At 63.8% G+C, this 17,989-nt stretch carries 22 protein-coding genes and 1 pseudogene; 21 read left to right on the forward strand and 2 right to left on the reverse strand.

Annotation, left to right across the window (positions count from 1 at the left end; genetic code table 11):
- Positions 1-43 precede the first annotated feature (43 nt).
- From MELE44368_RS04460 to MELE44368_RS04515, 14 genes and pseudogenes are all read left to right on the forward strand, one after another.
- Positions 44-412, forward strand: a complete 369-nt coding sequence (locus MELE44368_RS04460) for a YraN family protein (protein ID WP_128107390.1) — start codon at positions 44-46, stop codon at positions 410-412.
- Positions 412-1,923 (forward strand): YifB family Mg chelatase-like AAA ATPase, encoded by a 1,512-nt coding sequence (locus MELE44368_RS04465; RefSeq protein WP_128107391.1) that lies wholly within the window; start codon positions 412-414, stop codon positions 1,921-1,923. Before MELE44368_RS04460 ends, MELE44368_RS04465 begins: the two co-directional genes overlap by 1 nt.
- A complete protein-coding gene (dprA, locus tag MELE44368_RS04470) occupies positions 1,920-3,041 on the forward strand; it encodes a DNA-processing protein DprA (RefSeq protein WP_128107392.1) in 1,122 nt (373 codons plus the stop codon). Before MELE44368_RS04465 ends, dprA begins: the two co-directional genes overlap by 4 nt.
- A 12-nt stretch (positions 3,042-3,053) precedes the next feature.
- Positions 3,054-4,103 (forward strand): beta-galactosidase, encoded by a 1,050-nt coding sequence (locus tag MELE44368_RS04475; protein WP_128107393.1) that lies wholly within the window; start codon positions 3,054-3,056, stop codon positions 4,101-4,103.
- 77 nt (positions 4,104-4,180) lie between these two features.
- Positions 4,181-5,047 carry a siderophore-interacting protein gene (locus MELE44368_RS04480; protein ID WP_128107394.1) on the forward strand — a complete coding sequence of 289 codons (867 nt, stop codon included), beginning with the start codon at positions 4,181-4,183 and terminating at the stop codon, positions 5,045-5,047.
- 24 nt (positions 5,048-5,071) lie between these two features.
- Positions 5,072-5,788 (forward strand): annotated as a pseudogene (locus MELE44368_RS04485) (alpha-hydroxy-acid oxidizing protein); the annotation flags it as partial.
- Between the two features lie 124 nt (positions 5,789-5,912).
- Positions 5,913-6,047, forward strand: a complete 135-nt coding sequence (locus MELE44368_RS27290; protein WP_264032541.1) for a hypothetical protein — start codon at positions 5,913-5,915, stop codon at positions 6,045-6,047.
- Between the two features lie 700 nt (positions 6,048-6,747).
- The gene (locus MELE44368_RS04490) at positions 6,748-6,975 is read left to right on the forward strand and encodes a hypothetical protein (RefSeq protein WP_128107395.1); all 228 of its coding nucleotides are present in this window, start codon (positions 6,748-6,750) and stop codon (positions 6,973-6,975) included.
- 79 nt (positions 6,976-7,054) lie between these two features.
- Positions 7,055-7,684 carry a helix-turn-helix domain-containing protein gene (locus tag MELE44368_RS04495; protein WP_128107396.1) on the forward strand — a complete coding sequence of 210 codons (630 nt, stop codon included), beginning with the start codon at positions 7,055-7,057 and terminating at the stop codon, positions 7,682-7,684.
- Entirely contained in the window at positions 7,681-7,857 is a 177-nt protein-coding gene (locus MELE44368_RS26550) for a hypothetical protein (RefSeq protein ID WP_164890026.1), read from the forward strand. The genes MELE44368_RS04495 and MELE44368_RS26550 overlap by 4 nt, the downstream gene beginning before the upstream one ends.
- Complete coding sequence (locus tag MELE44368_RS04500; protein ID WP_128107397.1) at positions 7,854-8,075, forward strand: hypothetical protein; 222 nt, start codon at positions 7,854-7,856, stop codon at positions 8,073-8,075. Before MELE44368_RS26550 ends, MELE44368_RS04500 begins: the two co-directional genes overlap by 4 nt.
- 174 nt (positions 8,076-8,249) lie before the next feature.
- Positions 8,250-8,450: a hypothetical protein gene (locus MELE44368_RS04505; RefSeq protein ID WP_128107398.1), complete on the forward strand. Its 201-nt coding sequence runs from the start codon at positions 8,250-8,252 to the stop codon at positions 8,448-8,450.
- Positions 8,447-8,884, forward strand: a complete 438-nt coding sequence (locus tag MELE44368_RS27475) for an HNH endonuclease (RefSeq protein ID WP_128107399.1) — start codon at positions 8,447-8,449, stop codon at positions 8,882-8,884. The genes MELE44368_RS04505 and MELE44368_RS27475 overlap by 4 nt, the downstream gene beginning before the upstream one ends.
- Positions 8,875-9,312, forward strand: a complete 438-nt coding sequence (locus MELE44368_RS04515) for a hypothetical protein (RefSeq protein WP_128107400.1) — start codon at positions 8,875-8,877, stop codon at positions 9,310-9,312. The genes MELE44368_RS27475 and MELE44368_RS04515 overlap by 10 nt, the downstream gene beginning before the upstream one ends.
- 140 nt (positions 9,313-9,452) lie before the next feature.
- On the opposite strand, the gene MELE44368_RS04520 is transcribed toward MELE44368_RS04515, so the two are convergent.
- The gene (locus MELE44368_RS04520) at positions 9,453-9,806 is read right to left on the reverse strand and encodes a hypothetical protein (protein ID WP_128107401.1); all 354 of its coding nucleotides are present in this window, start codon (positions 9,804-9,806) and stop codon (positions 9,453-9,455) included.
- Between the two features lie 405 nt (positions 9,807-10,211).
- On the opposite strand from MELE44368_RS04520, the gene MELE44368_RS04525 reads away from it, so the two are divergent.
- The 5 genes from MELE44368_RS04525 to MELE44368_RS04545 all read left to right on the forward strand — a co-directional run bounded on the left by MELE44368_RS04525 (position 10,212) and on the right by MELE44368_RS04545 (position 14,843).
- A complete protein-coding gene (locus MELE44368_RS04525; protein ID WP_128107402.1) occupies positions 10,212-11,681 on the forward strand; it encodes a terminase TerL endonuclease subunit in 1,470 nt (489 codons plus the stop codon).
- A gap of 35 nt (positions 11,682-11,716) precedes the next feature.
- Positions 11,717-13,090: a phage portal protein gene (locus MELE44368_RS04530; RefSeq protein ID WP_128107403.1), complete on the forward strand. Its 1,374-nt coding sequence runs from the start codon at positions 11,717-11,719 to the stop codon at positions 13,088-13,090.
- On the forward strand, positions 13,087-13,551 hold the full coding sequence (locus tag MELE44368_RS04535; RefSeq protein ID WP_128107404.1) for a hypothetical protein: 465 nt from the start codon (positions 13,087-13,089) through the stop codon (positions 13,549-13,551). The genes MELE44368_RS04530 and MELE44368_RS04535 overlap by 4 nt, the downstream gene beginning before the upstream one ends.
- Positions 13,552-13,658: 107 nt before the next feature.
- Entirely contained in the window at positions 13,659-14,513 is an 855-nt protein-coding gene (locus MELE44368_RS04540) for a phage major capsid protein (RefSeq protein WP_128107405.1), read from the forward strand.
- 27 nt (positions 14,514-14,540) lie between these two features.
- Positions 14,541-14,843 carry a hypothetical protein gene (locus MELE44368_RS04545; protein WP_241566479.1) on the forward strand — a complete coding sequence of 101 codons (303 nt, stop codon included), beginning with the start codon at positions 14,541-14,543 and terminating at the stop codon, positions 14,841-14,843.
- A gap of 369 nt (positions 14,844-15,212) precedes the next feature.
- Here the strand turns inward: MELE44368_RS04545 and MELE44368_RS04550 are convergent, their stop codons facing one another.
- On the reverse strand, positions 15,213-16,571 hold the full coding sequence (locus tag MELE44368_RS04550) for a recombinase family protein (protein WP_128107407.1): 1,359 nt from the start codon (positions 16,569-16,571) through the stop codon (positions 15,213-15,215).
- Here MELE44368_RS04550 and MELE44368_RS04555 point away from each other — a divergent pair.
- Together MELE44368_RS04555 and MELE44368_RS04560 are read left to right on the forward strand one after the other, a co-directional pair.
- Positions 16,503-17,048: an alpha-hydroxy-acid oxidizing protein gene (locus MELE44368_RS04555; RefSeq protein WP_409366098.1), complete on the forward strand. Its 546-nt coding sequence runs from the start codon at positions 16,503-16,505 to the stop codon at positions 17,046-17,048. The genes MELE44368_RS04550 and MELE44368_RS04555 overlap by 69 nt on opposite strands.
- A 32-nt stretch (positions 17,049-17,080) precedes the next feature.
- A complete protein-coding gene (locus MELE44368_RS04560; protein WP_128107481.1) occupies positions 17,081-17,983 on the forward strand; it encodes a tyrosine recombinase XerC in 903 nt (300 codons plus the stop codon).
- The last annotated feature ends 6 nt before the right edge of the window (positions 17,984-17,989 follow it).

The following is a 17,989-nucleotide window of genomic DNA, read 5'->3' on the forward strand; positions in this document are numbered from 1 at the left end:
CGGGCGGCGCCGACTTGTCGGTCACCTGCTCCACGGTGGTGCCATGACTTCGTTCACCTCCGCTGAAATCGGCGCACTCGGAGAGCAACTCGCCGTCGATCATCTTCGCTCGCTTGGGCTGCGGGTGCTCGACCGGAACTGGCGCTGCCGGTATGGCGAGCTGGACGTGATCGTCGCCGACGACGCTGCCCGCATCGCCATCTTCGTCGAAGTGAAGACCCGCACCAGTGATCGGTTCGGCGGTGTCGAGCAGGCCGTCACCCCGGCGAAGGTGCGCCGGCTGCGCCGGCTGGCAAGCGTGTGGTTGGCGGGCCAGGACGTCGGGTGGTCGCAGCTGCGGATCGATGTCGTCGGGGTGCGCATCGGCAGGCGGCGCACGCCGGAGATCACCCATCTGCAGGGGGTGGGGTGATGGCGTTGGGGCGGGCGTTCTCGGTGGCCATCCGCGGCCTCGACGGGCAGATCGTGGAGATCGAGGCCGACATCTCTTCCGGTCTGCCCGGCGTGCATCTGGTCGGGCTCGCGGATGCGGCGCTGCAGGAATCGCGCAACCGGGTCCGCGCGGCGATCACCAACTGCGGCAACAACTGGCCGATGGCGCGGCTGACGCTGGCGCTGTCGCCGGCGACGCTGCCGAAGATGGGGTCGGTTTACGATCTGGCGCTGGCGCTGGCCGTGCTGTCGGCGGAGAAGAAAACCGAGTGGCCCCGGTTGGAGAAAACGGTGCTGCTCGGCGAGCTCGCGCTCGACGGTCGTGTGCGTCCGGTCAACGGGGTGCTGCCCGCGGTGATGGCCGCCAAACGCGAGGGCTGGCCGACCGTCGTGGTGCCCGTCGACAACCTCGCCGAGGCCAGCCTGGTCGACGGCATCGAGGTGCGTGGGGCGCGGACGCTGCGCGAGTTGCAGTCCTGGGTCGCGGGAAAAGCGCCGCTGCAGGGCAGAATTGATGCGCCGCGCGACGGGTCGGGGCCGACGTCGGACCTCGCCGACGTGGTCGGGCAGACCCAGGCGCGCTTCGCCGTCGAGGTCGCCGCGGCCGGCGGGCATCACCTGATGCTGACCGGCCCACCCGGTGTGGGTAAAACGATGCTGGCACAACGGCTTCCGGGGCTCCTGCCGACACTGTCGGAAAGCGAGTCGCTGGAGGTGACGGCGATCCACTCGGTGGCGGGCATGCTTGCCTCCGACACGCCGCTGATCACTCAGCCGCCGTTCATCGCCCCGCACCACACGTCGAGCGTCGCGGCCATGGTCGGGGGCGGCTCGGGAATGGCGCGCCCAGGGGCCGTCAGCCGCGCTCACCGCGGCGTACTGTTTCTCGATGAGTGCGCGGAGATCGGGGTGAGCGTGCTCGAGGCGCTGCGAACCCCGCTGGAGGACGGCGAGATCCGGCTGGCGCGCCGCGACGGGGTGGCGCGCTATCCGGCTCGGTTCCTGTTGGTGTTGGCGGCCAACCCGTGTCCGTGCGCACCGCCCAATCCCCGAGACTGCATCTGCGGCGGGGCCGAGAAGCGGCGGTATCTCGGCAAGCTGTCCGGCCCGTTGATCGACCGCGTCGATCTGCGCGTCGAGATGCATCCGGTGCGAGCAGGTGAGCTTGTGCAGCAGGACGGCGAGTCCACCGCCGTGGTCCGCGAGCGCGTCGTGGCCGCGCGGAAGGCCGCCGAGGAACGGTGGCGGTCCTACGGCATCCGAACCAACGCGGAGGTCAGCGGATCGTTGCTGCGACGCAGGTTTCGCCTGCCAAGGGTGGTGATGAAGCCGCTGTACGGGGCGGTCGATCGCGGTCAGCTCAGCGCCCGCGGCATGGACCGCACGCTGCGGGTGGCCTGGTCGCTGTGCGACCTGGCCGGGCGGACCTCCCCGGACTTGGAGGACGTCACCGCGGCCTTGAGTTTCCGGCAGTGCGGGGGTGTGCGATGAACGAAGACGAGGGGCGGGCCTGGGCCTACCTGTCCCGGGTGGCCGAACCACCGTGTCCTGCGCTGAACGCACTGGTGGCACGGGTCGGAGTGGTCGAGGCCGCCGAACGTGTCCGCAACGGGCAGGCAGGCGCCGCGGTGACCGAAGGGGTGGAATCCAGACGTCACATCGACTGCGCCGCAAGGGATTTGGATCTGCTCGCAGCGATGGACGGCCGGCTGGTCACACCGGGTGACGACGAATGGCCGATGCTGGCGTTCACCGCGTTCGATGGCATCGCCGGGCGGCTGCGCCCGCAGGGTCACAAGCCGATGGTGCTGTGGGTGGTCGGGCCGGCGCGGCTCGACGAGGTGGCTGCCCGTGCCGCGGCGGTCGTCGGCACCAGGGCGGCCACCGCATACGGCGAGTACGCCGCGGCAGACCTGGCCGCCGGCCTGGCGGCAAGGGATGCGGCGGTGGTGTCGGGGGCGGCGTTCGGTATCGACGGCGCCGCCCACCGCGCCGCGCTGGCGGCCGACGGGCTGACCGTTGCGGTGCTCGCCGGCGGGATCGACGTGCCCTATCCGGCGGGGCACAGCGCGCTCTTGCGGCGAATCGCCGAGGACGGGGCACTGATCACCGAATATCCACCCGGCGTGCGCCCGGCGCGGCACCGGTTTCTCACCCGCAACCGGCTGGTGGCTGCCCTGGCCGGGGCCACCGTCGTGGTCGAGGCCGGGGCCCGCAGCGGCGCCGCCAACACCGCGGCATGGGCCGGCGTGCTGGGGCGCGCGGTGTGCGCGGTTCCCGGCCCGATCACGTCCTCCGCGTCGGTCGGTTGCCACGCCTTACTGCGGGACGGGGCCCGTCTGGTCACCCGCGCCGAGGAGGTCATCGAGCTGGTCGGCCGGATCGGCGAGCTGGCTCCTGACGAGCCGCGGCCGGTCTCACCGCTCGACGGCCTCGACGACACCGACAAACGGGTTTATGACGCGCTGCCCGCACGTGCGGCACGTGATCTCGACGAGATCGCGATGGCCGCCGGTTTGCCGGCCAGGCACGTGTTGGGCCCGCTGGCAACGCTTGAGCTGGCCGGCCTGGTGCGACGCCGCGACGGCCGCTGGAAGCGCATCCTTTAGTAGGTTGTCGAGATGCGAAGCCGGGTGAACACGTGCGTCGGCCGGATCACGGCGGTCGTGCTGCTGTTTGCCGCGGTGTTGATCGCCGACGGGCGTATCGCGCAGGCGCAGCCGGCCCTCGCGCCCCGCGACGGCTACGGCTTCGCGGTCGGCGCGCCGATGACGTGGATCAGCGACATGGAAGCCGACCGCGAACTCGACGCGGTGGCCCGAACCGGTGCGACATGGTTGCGGGTGTTCGTCGACTGGAGCCGCGCCGAGCCGATGCCCGGGGCCTACGACTGGGGCTATCTGGACCACTGGATCGATGGCGCCGTGGCCCGTGGGTTGAAGGTGCTGGCGATGGTCTCCTACACCCCGGAATGGGCCAGGGCGCCCGGATCCTATTTCAGCGCCCCGCCCGTCGAACCCGCTCTCTTCGCCAGCTTCCTGACCACCCTGGTGAAGCGCTACGGCGACCGGGTCAGCAGCTGGGAGGTCTGGAACGAGCCGAACGTTCCGCTGTTCTTCGGCTACCTCGATGACCGTGCGGCCCGCTACACCGAGCTGTTGAAGGCCGCGTACCCGGCGATCAAGGGGGTGCAGCCGCACAGCACCGTGCTGGCCGCGGGAATGAGTCGCGCCTTCGCGCCCGACGCGCCGCCGACGTTCGTCGAGGCGATGTACGCCCTCGGCGCCGCCGGGTTCTTTGACGCCATGGCCATGCATCCCTACGTCTATCCCGCCGGGTTGGGCGTCGACGACCACAACGGTTGGTCCGACGTCGAGCGGGTACGCCGACTCATGGTCGACAACGGAGACGGTGCGAAGAAGATCTGGATGACCGAGATCGGGGCACCGACCGCCGCGGCCACGCCCGGCGGGGTCAGCCAACAAGAGCAGGCGCGGCAGATCACCGACGTGCTGGCCAGGGCAGCGCACACCGACTACAGCGGTCCGGTGTTCATCTATTCGATCCGCGACATCGACACCGCGGACGAAACCGATGACCAGGACAACTTCGGGGCGTTGCTGACCTCGGACTGGCAGCCCAAGGCGACCGCTGAAGTGCTGGCCAGGTAGGCCGCGACGGTGGCGCTCGTATAGTCGGGCCCGTCGGCGCAGGATCTGGCTTGCGACCGTGGATGTGGAGGAGCGACGTGGCAGGGCGTCCGATACACACCTTTCAGGTGGTGCGAACCGAGCAGTTGACACCGCACCTGCTTCGCCTGGTGCTCGGCGGGTCGGGTCCGGGGACCGGGTTCGACACCTTCACGCCCAGCGAGTTCACGGATTCCTACGTCAAGATCGTCATCGTCGACGACGACATCGACGTCTCGACGTTGCCGCAACCGTTGACCATCGACAGCTTCAACACCCTGCCGCCCGAACATCGACCCACGGTGCGCACCTTCACCGTCCGCAGAGTCGACGCCGAGCGGCGTGAGATCTGGATCGACTTCGTGGTGCACGGCGAACACGGGGTGGCCGGGCCGTGGGCGGCTGCCGCCGAACCGGGCCGGCCCGTCTACCTGATGGGGCCCAGCGGAGCCTACGCGCCCGACCCGGCAGCGGACTGGTATCTGTTCGCCGGCGACGAGACTGCGATTCCTGCGATCGGTGTGGCACTGGAAGCGTTGCCCGACAACGCGATCGGTAAAGCCTTCATCGAAATCGCCGGGCCCGAAGACGAGATCCCGTTGAAGAGACCCGAAGGGGTCGAGCTGACCTGGATCTATCGCGGCGGCCGGGCCGACCTCGTGCCCGAGGATGTCGCAGGCGACAACGCGCCGCTGATCGCGGCGGTCAAAGAGATGCCGTGGCTGCCGGGGCAGGTGCAGGTCTTCATCCACGGCGAGGCGCAGGCGGTGATGCACAATCTGCGGCCCTACATCCGCAAGGAGCGCGGAGTGCAGGCCAAGTGGGCGTCGTCGATCTCCGGATACTGGCGTCGCGGCCGCACGGAGGAGACCTTCCGCCAGTGGAAGCGTGAACTGGCTAAGGCCGAGGAACAGGCCAACGCCTGAGCGTCGGCCTGGCACCCTGGCCGCATGGCGTTCAGCGACTACCAACTCGAGATCTACTTCCAGGGACTGTCCGGTGTGCTGCCGGCGCTGCCGATGGCGTTCGCGGAACTGGAGGCCAAGGCCCAAGCCGCGATGTCACCGTCGATGTGGTCCTATGTCGCCGGTGGGGCAGGCGACGAACGCACCCAGCGCGTCAACGCCACCGCCTTCGAGCAGTGGGGGCTGATGCCGCGGATGTTCGTCGGCGCCAGCGAGCGCGACCTGTCGGTGGAGTTGTTCGGGATGACGCTGCCGTCGCCGGCGCTGCTGGCTCCGGTGGGCGTCATCGGGCTCTGCGCTCAGGACGGTCACGGTGATCTGGCGACCGCCAGAGCCGCCGCGCGCACCGGCGTGCCGATGATCGCGTCGACGATGTCGGCCGACCCGATGGAACAGGTGGCCGCCGAATTAGGTGACACCCCAGGGTTTTTCCAGCTCTACACGCCCACCGACCGTGAGTTGGCCGCCAGCTTCGTCCACCGCGCCGAGGCGGCGGGGTTCAAGGGCATCGTCGTCACGCTGGACACCTGGATTCCGGGATGGCGCCCCCGCGACCTGGCGTCGTCGAACTTCCCGTTTCTGCGCGGGCTGTGTCTGGCCAACTACACCTCCGATCCGGTGTTTCGCGCGAGCCTGGCGCAACCGCCGGAGGAGAACCCGCAAGGTGCGGTGTTGCGCTGGGCACAGATCTTCGGCAACCCGAAGATTGCTTAAGGGACTTACTAGCTGGCTTAGTGGCCTTGTTAACGCGGCTTGCATCGAACAGATGTTCGCATACCCTCCGGGCTTGAAAGGTTGCTAAGCGAGGCCGGTAGGGGGAGACGGGTTGGCGTACGAATACGCCGAATTGGTTGCGCAGGCTGTGGAGTCCGCGCCGCCGTTGACGAGTGAGCAGGTGGACAAGCTCACCGTGTTGTTTGCGCAGGTGTCCGGTGTGCGCGAGTTGTCACGGGCGGGGTAGCGAGTGTCCGCAGCCGTCGCACCAGTGCAAGCCTTGGAGGTTCCACACGCCGCAGTGTCGGCAGCGGGACCGGCCGCGCCGACGTGGCGGGTGCGCAGCGACCGGCTGCGCCCGCAGCGGCGAGGCGACGTTAGCGGCGTCGATGAGTGTGGCCGCGAGCTTGCGCGCTTGGCCGGGTGTGAGAACCGCGACGTTCGCATACAGGCACACGGCCCGGTCAACGTTGCCTTTCGTGTCTTGATCGCCGGTCACCCATATGCGGGCATCGCCGACATACGTTTCAGGCCAGGTCACAAGGCGTGATCCCGTTTCCCATTCGCTTACTTTTTCTGCGCCGATTGTTTCGTAGCTGGTCACGGTTCCGGACGCTAGGGGAATGGTGTTGGGCTTGGCAATGGGGATGGCGAAAAACGCAACTATACATGCGCCGGATGTGTGTGAAACATGGCGAAGGGGTCAAATCCGAAAAAAACCGTAGTGTGATATACGTCACTCGCGGGTGGGTAAAACCCGGAATCGAATACCGAATTTGATAAATTGGAACCAAGGATAAGACAAGACAACTGAATACAGGCAGTTAATGAGAGAAAAGATATGGCGGGAGATTCCGCTATTCCCTGGCTATTCTGCCAGTCGAGACGGACGCATCCGGCGCGGTAAGTATGTGCTAGCCCGTCGAATCATTCACGGTCATCCGCATGTGCGTATCGACGGTTGCGATGTGCCGGTCGATGAGTTGGTCGTCTCGACATTCCACGGCTGGCGGCCACTTAAAGACCGGCTTGTCGAGCACTTAAATTCAGACACGCTCGACTGCTCGGCCGACAATGTTCGTTGGGTTGATGACCCGGACCGCCCGCGCCGTTTCTATGAGGCATTGATGCGGCAGCCACCGCGTAAGGATTCGCGTGTGCTGATCTACAGGTGAAGCAATACGCACCAGCAGTTTTGAACGATGTTGAGCCTTTGTCGTTATCGACGGGCGTTTGCAAGGAGAGAAAAATTGAATGGCGTTCGACAAGTTTGATTATGTTCGAAAGTTACGCCGGGTCGCAATGTCGGCGGGCGCGTATCGGGTGCTTATCACTTTATTGCTGACCTACAGCGACAGGGATGGGCAGAATGCGTTTCCCGGTGTTGGGCGGCTAGCAGAAGATTGCTGTATGTCTGAGCGATCGGTGATTAGCCACCTTAAGTGGCTTAGAGAACGCGGCTACTTGCGACAGGAGACGAGGGGCCGGAAGCACGGCGGGGCGTCGGTCTATTCGCTGGCCTGGCCGGAGGCCGAGCGCACTTCTCAAGGTGCAGATTCGCGTAAAGACGAATCGCTCAACGTGCAAAATCGCGTATCTCAACGTGCAAAATCGCGTATCTCAACGTGCAAAAATGCGCAATCTCAAGGTGCGAAAATTTTCACCCCAACAGATCAAGGAACAGGGGGCGTAACGGTTGAGATGGACGACCAACTGAGCGTTGACGTGAGCAAGCTACAGGAGGCGGAGCGACGCAAAGGTCGCGAACTCAAACCCGATGAGGTCTGCGCCCTTCTCGCCTGCGGTCACGAATATGCGCGCAAGGTGTTCTTTGCCTGCCGGCGCGATGAGAAGAATACACAAAGAGAGGAACGGGCTGGATGAGGATTGATATTGGCAAAGGGACGCCGTTTTGGGTATCGCCACGCCCGGACGGTGGGGTCAACATCATTCAAGGCGCATCGCGGCTGTTCGTTTCCGAGGCGGAGTTGCCGCATCTCATCCATGCAATTTGCACGGTGGGTAACTACGAAGAGGGAACAAAAGAACGCAAATGAGCAGAACGATAAAAACGAACGGCAGTGACATATACCTGATGGACCGTCCCGGCGGACGCTACCTAGTCAAGCAGGGAAATTCGTACCTGCTGCTAACGCCCCGCGACGCCAAAGAACTAGCCAACGCGCTGGCCGAGATTACGGCCGACCGTCCAGCAACGACGCCCGCTAAGGCCAGGCTGCAAAAGTTCGTCGGCGGCGTGGAGGTATTCGATTGATAAAAGTTCCAAGCTCACGCGGCGGCAGCCCATTCTGCATTCAGGTATTACCGGACGGAAACAGCGTTAATATCTCGCGCCGAGCGTCCACTATCAACTTAACCAAGACGGATATCGCGGCCGTGTTTGAGGCCGTTTACCGGCACTTTTACAAAGGACAGGAAGAAACAGCACATGGATGAGACCATCCGCACTATCGAGTTCGACCGTTTCGAGTTTATGGCCAGCGTCAGTCACGGCAACCTTATCGGCGTGAAGATCGTTCCCGCTGATGGGAACCTCGCGCCGTTCGTCATTCCATTCAGCGTGGAGGCGGCAGACAGCATGGGCAAGGGTCTATTGCTGCATTCGTACGTGATCCGTAACGGCGGATGATCGCCCGGCCGTGCCTCGGCTGCGGCCACCTAATCGCCGCCGGTAGCCGATGCGGCGACTGCCAACCCAAACGGCAAGCGCCGACACTATCGGCAGCCAAACGCGGCTACGACTACCGCTGGCAAAAGCTCAGCCAGCAAGCACGGCAAAAGCAACCGTGGTGCGCGCTATGCGGCAGCACAAACCAACTCCAAGCCGACCACATAGTTCCCGTCTCCGAAGCGCCAGAGATACGCCTAGAACCGCTCAACGTCCGCGTGCTGTGCGCTGACTGCAACAAACGGCGCGGCAACAAATGCACAGACGCCGAACGCCAACACGTCCACGCCGCCATACAAGCCCGCAAGCAACGCCGGGCGGCCTACTACCGCACACAACTAGACAACGGCGCTCAACGCGGCAATGAGACGGCAAAGGAGACGCAATGCAGCTAGCCACGCTCACACCACACAGCCGTCTCGGCTGGCGCATATGGCAGATCGAAAACCACCGCCTAACCGCGCCATTCCTCAACACGGAACTACCACGCGACGGCGTACTCAAAGCCACATGCAACAAACAACACCAACCGCCCGTCGCAACCTGCCGATGCGGCATCCACTACATGACCGACATTCACCGCCTAGCCGACTACTTCTCCAACGCCAACCGGATAGTCACCGAAGCAGAACGGCCCACCTTCATAAAACGCCTAATCGAACAAGGCGAGTGGGCTGTGACCTGCGGGCTAGCGGACGGCCCGGTCATGCTCGACGGCGACTACGGCCACAGCCTGCGCTGCGCCACATACCGGACACGGCTCATCGTCGGCCCCGCCAACCTGCGGAAACACTACGACCTACCAGTCATCACGCACAGCTAAGCCACACGCTAGCCAAAACCGCAGGTCAACGGCTAGCCGGCTTGCGGCGTCAGCAACGCGCCCCGAACGGCGAAAACGCAGGTGGGGGCGCCCCCGCAGCGGCGCGTTTCCAGACTTGAACCGTCCAGCACAGGGACGAATTAACTCGACTCTTCGTCGGCCTGTAGCCGGTTGAGGATCGGCCGCAATTGCCGTGCCCATTCGACGTTGGAGAATCCCAGCCGTCCTGCTTCGTCTTCGGCGTCGATGTACCCGGTGTGCTCGTCGGCGGCTTCGTATGCCACTGCGGCGTCGGCCCAAAGGCGTTTCCGATCTTCGCGCTCGCGACGTATACCTTCTAACTCAGGGCGAAGCAGCTTCTCTTGCCATGGCGCGACTTTAGCCGCGCCGCGTCTGAGGTTTAATCCCAGTTTCTGAGCCGCCTGGCCGGCTTGCGGTGTCTTAAGTTTGTACTCACCTGCGAGATGGGCGAGAGTTGGCCATTCTTGTGTCATTGAGCACACCTGGGTTCTGTCGCTACGGCAGAAACGCGCCGTTCACGGCAGGTAGGAGCGCTCCATCAGATTAACCGCACTTGCGCCGAAGCCCTGCGGGCCGCGACGTCGGCGGCTAGGCTCAAAACGTTATCGCCAAATAACACGCTGAGCCCTGGCTGACGGAGAACCGTTCCTGTCAGGGCTTTCGCGTTCCTGGACTAAACGGTTCGTCTAGTCCCGTTCATTGGAGCATGTGAACGCGACAACAGACGCTTCTGGAACGCCACTTCTTATGAATGTGGTTCTGTCGTGCCTGGTGGCCGCCGATGCTGAGGGAAAATTCATAGACATTTTGTGATCTGGCCCACACGCAGTCACGGCGATGGAGTGCTAGATAACTGTGAATATCGGAGATGGAAAATTATGCGCCGTGGACCGAAGGGCGATGTAGACGAGTCGCCGCTGCCGTTTCGGCCGCGCAAGACAGGTGTAGCCCGCTTTCAGGCATTCGCTGAGCGGTTCTTGATCGTGCCGAAGGGCAAGGGCGCGGGTAAGCCGATGCGGTTGCGGCCGTGGCAGGTGGAGATGTTGAGGCCATTCTTGGACCCCGAGCCGCGGCCGGTGGTCGGGGCGATCATGGGTCCGCGTGGGCTTGGCAAAACGGGTTTGTTCGCGGCGTTGGGCTTGTATGAGTTGTTCTGCGGCCCGGACGGTAACGAGCTTCCGATTGTGGCGGTCGATGAGCGCATGGCGGGCCGGCTGTTGAAGCCTGCGGCGCAGATGGTCGAACTTAACGACGAACTTGCTAAGCGTGCCGTGGTGTACCGGGATCGAATCGAAGTGCCGGGTAAGCGTTCGACCCTAACGGCGCTACCGGCTGAGGCTAAGCGGATCGAGGGGCTTGGTACGTGGACGCTGGCGTTGGCCGATGAGCTTGGCGAGATTGACCCGGATACGTGGTCAACGCTGCTACTTGGCGCGGGGAAGCTCGACGGCGCTATGGCGTTGGGAATTGGCACGCCACCGAACCGCGAAACGTCAGTGCTTACTGATCTGCGGGAGGCGTGCCGGGCGAATCCGGACGATAAGACGATGGCGTTTGTTGAGTTCAGCGCAGCCGGGTTTGAGCACCACGACGTTGCCTGTAGTCATTGCCTTGAGCTTGCCAACCCGCAACTTGACGATTTGTTGAGCCGGGACCGGGCGACGGCGCTGCTTAAGCAGACGACAGAGGGGGAGTACAGGCGCAAGCGGTTGTGCCAGGTGGTTACGACGAATGAGAGTCCGTTTCTCACGGCCGACGTGTGGGACGGGCTTGCTTGCGCGGGTGGTGTTCCGGACGGCGTTGACGTGGTTATCGCGCTGGACGGCAGCCTTAAGGATGACTCGACGGCGCTTGTGGTCGGCACTGTGGCGAAGGTTCCGCATTTCGACAAGCTCGGCGTGTGGTCTAAGCCGTCTGACGATGACGGGTGGCGGGTGCCGGTGCTCGATGTGGAGCAGGCCATTAGGGACGCCGCTAAGCGTTGGCGTGTGCGAGAAGTCGCGTTTGACCCGTACTTGTGGACCCGCTCGGCGCAGGTGTTGGAGTCGGAGGGATTGCCGATGGTGGAGTTCCGCCAGTCGCCAGCACGGCAGACGGCGGCGACGAACGATCTTCATAGCGCGGCGGTTAACGGCCGGTTCACGCATTCCGGCGACGAAACGCTCCGGGCGCATGTGCTTAACGCGACCGTGTTGGAGACGGACAAGGGCTTACGCATCGCTAAGGCATCGCGGTCGAGACACGCACCCAAGATTGACCTTTGTACGGCGTTGATGATGTGTCACTCGCGGGCGACGTGGCTTGCTGCACAAGCTAAACCAAGCAGGCGTGTCGTGTCGTTCGCCTAGTGGCACCTAAAGACTTGAGGGACAACTAAATACAGATGAGTTCAGACCTACTTGTGGAGCTGCTGGACACCTTGAACCGTCCGCAGCACCGTTACACAGAACTAGACCGTTATGCGTCGGGCCGGCAGAAGCTCGCGTATCTAAGCCCGGAGGCGCGCATCGCGCTACCGGCGCTTAACCGCATCGTGTCCAACATTCCGGGCTTAGCGGTTACGTCGCTTGCGGAGCGGCTACGGGTTACCGGCTTTAAGGGCGTCGATATTTGGGATGAGTGGCTTGCTAATGACTTAGACCAGGCGAGCACGATTCTGCACCGCGAAGCGTTGACGTTTGGGGATGCTTTCGTGATCGTTTGGGCGCGGCCGGATGGTTCACCGCTGGCAACTGTCGAGTCGCCGCAACAGGTTGCGGTAATCAAAGACCCGGCTACCCGCGAGATCGAATCGGCGGTTAAGCGTTGGCGCACTAAGACAGAGGATTACGCCGTTCTGTATCTGCCAGATCGTGTCGAGCGTTGGCGTGCTAGGACGGCGGAGGCGGCGAATACTGCTTTTGAGCTTGTCGAGACGTTGGACAACCCGCTCGGCGTGGTTCCTGTCGTGAATTTCTGCAACGCTTCGCGGATTCTCGGCTGCGGCCGCTCAGAGTTGGACGACCTTATTCCGTTGGTGGACGGGCTTAACGCCACGTTGGCGGGTTTGGCTGTGGCGCAGGAGTTCACTGCTAGGCCGCGCCGTTGGGCTACCGGCATCGAGCTTGTGGAGGTTCCTAAGCTCGACGGCAACGGTGACCCGGTGGTCGATGACGACGGCAACCCGGTCATGGAGACGGTTAACCCGATCCCGGAGGGCAATCGGGCGATGATCGCCGAAGGTGAGAACGCCAAGTTTGGGCAGCTTCCGGGCGCGGACCTTAAGGGCTACGAGAACGCGGTCAACATCTGGCTCGGTCAGATCATGGCCGTCAGTGCGTTGCCTGCGCACTTCGTTGGCATCACTACCGAAAACCCGTCGAGCGCGGAAGCGTTGCGCGCTAGCGAGAGCAGTTTGACGGCGCGTGCTGAGGCGCGGCAGGCCGTGTTTGGCCGTTCATGGGAACAGGTTGCCCGGCTGATGGTCGCTATCCGTGACGGCGTTGCGGTTGATTCGGTGGACGTAAATGTCGTGTGGGGTGACCCGGCGAGCCGTTCAGTCGCCGCTGAGGCCGACTCGGTAACCAAGCTGTATCAGTCGGGTTTGTTGTCGCGTGCTGGCGCGCTGCGCCGTCTCGGCTATTCCGAAGATGAAATTGAGGCGGAGCGCCGGGAACGGCTTAGGGACGACTTGTCGGCGGAGCGGATTACGGCCGACATGATGCGCGGCGTCAATTGGGATGACTTGAACAAAACTTTGGAGGACGTTGAACAGTGAGTGACGGTACGCGGCCCGATGCCGCGAATAACGCCACGAACGGCGCAAAGAATAGCGAATCCGCGTCACCTGATGTGACTACCGCGGATAAGGCAGAAAATGCGCCAGAAACGCAATCCGGCAGCAATACGGATGTTTTCCCACGTTCTTATGTGGAGGAATTGAGGCGGGAGTCGGCCGGTTACCGGGACCGCGCTAAAACGGCGGAAGAACGCGCCGACGCGCTCGCTAAGCGGCTGCACCGTGAGCTTGTGAAAGCAACCGGCCGCTTAGAGAATCCGGACGATCTGCCGTTCGACGCCGACCACCTGGACGACGCCGACAAGCTCGCGGAAGCTATCGAAACCTTGCTAAATGACCGGCCCTATCTGGCTAAGCGGAAAGTTAAGGGCGATGTTGGGCAGGGGCAGCGCGGAGGAAACGCCGCAACGCCAACTTTCGCAGACCTATTCAGCGCTTGATGCGCCCATCTCTGTAACTGCGCCCGGCGCGCACCCTAATAGCTCGCCCCGGTGGCGGACACAATTGAATACGCACTTTCGATAATTGAATAGAGGCAAAACTAAATATGGCAGTTCTAGACTCTAATCTCGCGCAGGCGTGGACGCCGGAGGATTACGGCAAGCTTATCGACATTGTTGTCGCGGAGAAGTCCATTGCTTTTCAGGCTAGCACCGTCGTTCAGACCGATTCGGAAACTATTCGTTTCCCGATGCTGACGGCGGACCCGTCCGTTGGATGGTATGCGGAAAACTCGCAAATCACGCTGACGGACCCGACCGATTCGGAATTGGTGGTTACACCCAAGAAGGTTGCGGGGCTTACGCAGATCAGCAATGAGGCCGCGCAGGACACCAACCCGGCGGTTGCCGAGCAGGTTGGGCGTAGCCTTGCGCGTTCGATTGCTAAGAAGATCGACGCCGCGTTTTTCGGCGACACCATCACTAACGGGCCTAACGGGCTTCTGTCGCTAAAGGACGGCAGCGATAACCCGCTTTACAACGTGGTCGATACCAGCGAGATTGCGCTCACTTCGCTTGACCCGTTCCACCAGGCCAAGAGTGACGCTCTGGCGGACGGCGCGAATCTGACGCACTTCATTCTCGCGGCCGATGTGGCTCTGGCACTGGCTAAGGCTAAGCAGGCGTCCGACTCGAATATGGGTCTGCTGGACAACGTTGGCGACGGCGTGACCCTTGCCGGCGTTCCGGTTTTGGTGAGCGCCGATGTTGAGGCCGGAAATGCGTGGGGCGTTGATGCGTCTCAGATTTTCGTGGTGCAACGTACCGGAACCACGATTGTTAAGTCGGCCGATGCGGCGTTCGATTATGACGCTGTGCAGGTTCGCGCTACGGCCCGCGTCGGGTTTGGTTTCGCTAACCCGGCTGGCCTAGTTCGGCTGTACGACGCCGAATCGGAGTAATTCGTGGCAGCGCCATCCGCTGCGGACGTGGCCGCATTCCTCGGAAAACCGGGGGATGCGGCCACAATAGCGCAAGCTAATCAGGCAATTACGATTGTTACCGCTATGGCGTCGGCTTACACGCGCGGCGAGGGTTTTGCCGGCGGTGAGCCGTCCGACGATATTGCGGCCGTTATTTTCACTGCCGCGCTGCGGTTCCTTGCCAATAAGTCTCAGCTTGAAATGAGCAAGGCCAAGGGTCCGTTTGCGGTGGATTACCGGAGCGCGTTTGACGGGTGGAGTTTAGCTGAGCAGTACGTGCTAAACCGCTACCGCAAGCGCGCCGAATAGCCTATTTTCTTCCTTGACGGAATAGCCATCTATTTTCCTTGAGTTTGTCGGGGTGCTTTGTACCTTTCGGCCCCGACACATTTTATTTGTTGAAGAATCAAAGCGACGTTCGGGTCCATATAAGAGAAATTGATACTTCAACAATTCGGAGACTGCCCTATCTGTCCCGCGTTTTCCCATAGCGCGTGATACGGGGTGGTGGCCGTGTGTGTTTTCGCCGGGCGTGTGCAGTCCGGGGAAATAAGCGCACGGCTCGCAGGGTGCCGGGTTTTATCCCGGTTCGTGGTCGCCGCTCGACCCGGCACCCTGGCCCGCTCCATGCGAGCGCACCTAAGCCAGCGGCAGCAAGCGAGACCCTTTACCGGCCGCTCATCCCCGGCCGGTTTTCCATTTCAGAACCACCCGCTCCGGGTCAAAAGCCCGGCCCTTACCCACGGGCATGATCGTCACGGAAAGCAGCGCGTCCACGACGGCGCGTTGCCGGTCGAGCGGCAGCGCATCGAACGCGGCCCGCACGTCCTCCGCGCCGATAAGCCCGTCGAACATGCGGCGCGAATTAGCGTCGAACATTTGCGACTCGACTGCGCTTAGCTTCGCTTTGATCCGCTCGGTGGCCGTCCGCAATTGTGACGCCGTAAGGTCACCCTCCGCGAAGTCTGTCGCCAGGGCGTCGAGCCGGGACCGCAGGGCGTTAGCTTCTGCCCGCAGCGCGGGCATATCGGCCCGGTTCTCGCGCACAAGCACTTGCGCCGCGTCCGGTTGCGATAGCCGGGCGACAACGTGCTCGATTACCCAACGGTCCGTTTTGTCGATTTGGCGGGTAACACCACCGCATTCTTTGCACTTGTAGACGGGCGCGGAGTCCGTTTTGGCGCTAGAGCCAACCGGGCGTCCGCACACGCCGCAAACCGCAATGCTTGTCAGTAGGTATTTGCGGGCGGGGAACGGGCGGCTAGGTGAGCGTTGCGCCAACAGGTCACACAGCGAGCGCCAAACGTCCTCGGTGACGATTGCCTCCCATTCGGCTTTACCGACGATCTCACCGTGGTAGGCGCGCAGACCGGCGTAGCGCGGCTTGGTGAGGGTTTGTTTAACCGTGGTGCCGGTCCAATCGTTACCGGCCGTTGTTTTCAGCCCGGCGGCGTTCCAGCGGGCGGCGACGGAATGCAGTGTGGCCCCGGCGAGAATGTCGGCGTAGCCGTCACGCACGGCCGATGCTTCCGGCTCAAAGACTTTGTTGTCGCGGGTGTATCCGAATGGGCGTCGCCCGCCTCGGTGCGGTTTACCGGACTCGGCTAGTTGCCGCTCGGCGCGCTTCTGCCGGGCTGACTTCTGTTCCATCTCCATGCGGGCGAAAACGCCTTTCATTCGGGCGTTGCCGCGCCCGGTTGGGGTGGACAGGTCGAAGTCTCCGCCCACGGTCGCTAGCGCGAGTTTGTGGGCGTCCGCTAGGTCAATGAAGTCCTCTAGTTCGCGGGGCTGCCGGTGCAGCCGGTCAGCGTCCCACGCCACGACTGCGCCGACACGGCCGGCGCGAATGTCGGCGAGCATTTGTGTGTAGGCGGGGCGACGCTTCCCGTTGCTCGCACTTGTGTCGTTATCGACGTACTCGACCGGGGTCCAGCCGCGCCGCTCGCACAGCTTCAGGCAGTCCTCACGCTGGCGGGAAACCGCGAGTTCGTCACCCAACTTGTCAACGGATTGTCGCAGGTAAACGGCAGCACGCATGAGAAATACCCTAGCACAATGTTAGGTAACCCGCTGACGTGGGACGACCTGCCGTGGTTGCGGTCGCTCACCGACCTGCCCCTCATCGCCAAGGGCATCTGCCATCCCGACGACGCGCGACGCGCCAAGGACGGCGGCGTGGACGCCATCTACTGCTCCAACCACGGCGGTCGGCAGGCCAACGGCGGAATTCCGGCGATCGACTGCCTGCCGGCGGTGGTCGACGCCGCCGACGGGCTACCGGTGTGGTTCGACTCCGGAATCCGCAGCGGCACCGACATCGTCAAGGCGCTCGCGCTGGGCGCCGACGCGGTCGCCATCGGAAGGCCCTACGTCTACGGCCTCGCGCTGGGCGGTGTCGACGGCATCGTGCACGTGCTGCGGTCGCTGCTGGCCGAGGCCGACGTGACCATGGCCGTCGACGGCTACCGCTCGCTGAAAGAACTAACCCCGGAGGCGATGCGGCGCGTCACCTGACACCCGCGGTCGTGTCTGCGACGGTAAGGGGCGTGGAGGCGATCCTCGAGGAGTTCGACGAGTACCTCGCGCTGCAGTGCGGGCGCTCCGAACACACCCGCCGCGCATACCTCGGTGACCTGCGGTCGCTGTTCGACTTCGCTGACCAGCAGATCGCCGAGATGGGCCTGGACGCGCTGACGCTGCCGCTGCTGCGCTCCTGGCTGGCCGCGCAGGCGACCGCGGGTGCGGCCCGCACGACGCTGGCCAGGCGCACGTCGTCGGTCAAGACGTTCACCGCGTGGGCGGTGCGGCGCGGGCTGATCGCCACCGATCCGGCGGTCCGCCTGCAGGTGCCCAAGGCCCGGCGCACCCTTCCGTCGGTGCTGCGTCAAGACCAGGCGCTCGACGCCATGGCTGCCGCGAAATCCGGTGCCCAACAAGGCGACCCGCTCGCACTGCGGGACCGGCTGATCGTCGAGCTGTTGTACGCCACCGGAATCCGGGTCAGCGAGCTGTGCGGACTGGACCTCGACGACGTCGACACGTCGCGGCGGTTGCTGCGCGTACTGGGCAAGGGCAACAAACAGCGCACCGTCCCCTTCGGCGTGCCGGCGCAGACCGCGCTGACGGCGTGGCTGGCCGACGGGCGCCCCGCGTTGGCCACCGCCGATTCCGGGCCTGCGCTGCTGTTGGGCGCGCGGGGCCGCCGCCTGGACCCGCGGCAGGCCCGCACCGTCGTGCACCAGACGATCGCCGCCGTCGACGGGGCACCCGACATCGGCCCGCACGGGTTACGTCACAGCGCCGCCACGCACCTGCTCGAGGGCGGGGCGGACCTGCGCGTCGTACAGGAACTGCTGGGCCATTCCACACTGGCGACCACACAGCTCTACACCCACGTCACCGTCGCCCGGCTGCGCGCCGTGCACGACCAGGCCCACCCCCGCGCGTGATTCGGC

This window comes from Mycolicibacterium elephantis DSM 44368 (assembly GCF_004014805.1).
Classification (GTDB): Bacteria; Actinomycetota; Actinomycetes; order Mycobacteriales; family Mycobacteriaceae; genus Mycobacterium; species Mycobacterium elephantis.

Excerpts from the sequence above, each read along its gene's own strand:
- MELE44368_RS04495 (WP_128107396.1), top strand. The coding sequence starts at position 7,055 with ATGGCGTTCGACAAGTTTGATTATGTTCGAAAGTTACGCCGGGTCGCA.
- MELE44368_RS04550 (WP_128107407.1), bottom strand. The coding sequence starts at position 16,571 with ATGCGTGCTGCCGTTTACCTGCGACAATCCGTTGACAAGTTGGGTGAC.
- MELE44368_RS04505 (WP_128107398.1), top strand. The coding sequence starts at position 8,250 with ATGGATGAGACCATCCGCACTATCGAGTTCGACCGTTTCGAGTTTATG.
- MELE44368_RS04460 (WP_128107390.1), top strand. The coding sequence starts at position 44 with ATGACTTCGTTCACCTCCGCTGAAATCGGCGCACTCGGAGAGCAACTC.
- MELE44368_RS26550 (WP_164890026.1), top strand. The coding sequence starts at position 7,681 with ATGAGGATTGATATTGGCAAAGGGACGCCGTTTTGGGTATCGCCACGC.
- MELE44368_RS04520 (WP_128107401.1), bottom strand. The coding sequence starts at position 9,806 with ATGACACAAGAATGGCCAACTCTCGCCCATCTCGCAGGTGAGTACAAA.
- MELE44368_RS04525 (WP_128107402.1), top strand. The coding sequence starts at position 10,212 with ATGCGCCGTGGACCGAAGGGCGATGTAGACGAGTCGCCGCTGCCGTTT.
- MELE44368_RS04540 (WP_128107405.1), top strand. The coding sequence starts at position 13,659 with ATGGCAGTTCTAGACTCTAATCTCGCGCAGGCGTGGACGCCGGAGGAT.
- MELE44368_RS04475 (WP_128107393.1), top strand. The coding sequence starts at position 3,054 with ATGCGAAGCCGGGTGAACACGTGCGTCGGCCGGATCACGGCGGTCGTG.
- MELE44368_RS04500 (WP_128107397.1), top strand. The coding sequence starts at position 7,854 with ATGAGCAGAACGATAAAAACGAACGGCAGTGACATATACCTGATGGAC.
- MELE44368_RS27475 (WP_128107399.1), top strand. The coding sequence starts at position 8,447 with ATGATCGCCCGGCCGTGCCTCGGCTGCGGCCACCTAATCGCCGCCGGT.
- dprA (WP_128107392.1), top strand. The coding sequence starts at position 1,920 with ATGAACGAAGACGAGGGGCGGGCCTGGGCCTACCTGTCCCGGGTGGCC.
- MELE44368_RS04465 (WP_128107391.1), top strand. The coding sequence starts at position 412 with ATGGCGTTGGGGCGGGCGTTCTCGGTGGCCATCCGCGGCCTCGACGGG.
- MELE44368_RS04515 (WP_128107400.1), top strand. The coding sequence starts at position 8,875 with ATGCAGCTAGCCACGCTCACACCACACAGCCGTCTCGGCTGGCGCATA.
- MELE44368_RS04530 (WP_128107403.1), top strand. The coding sequence starts at position 11,717 with ATGAGTTCAGACCTACTTGTGGAGCTGCTGGACACCTTGAACCGTCCG.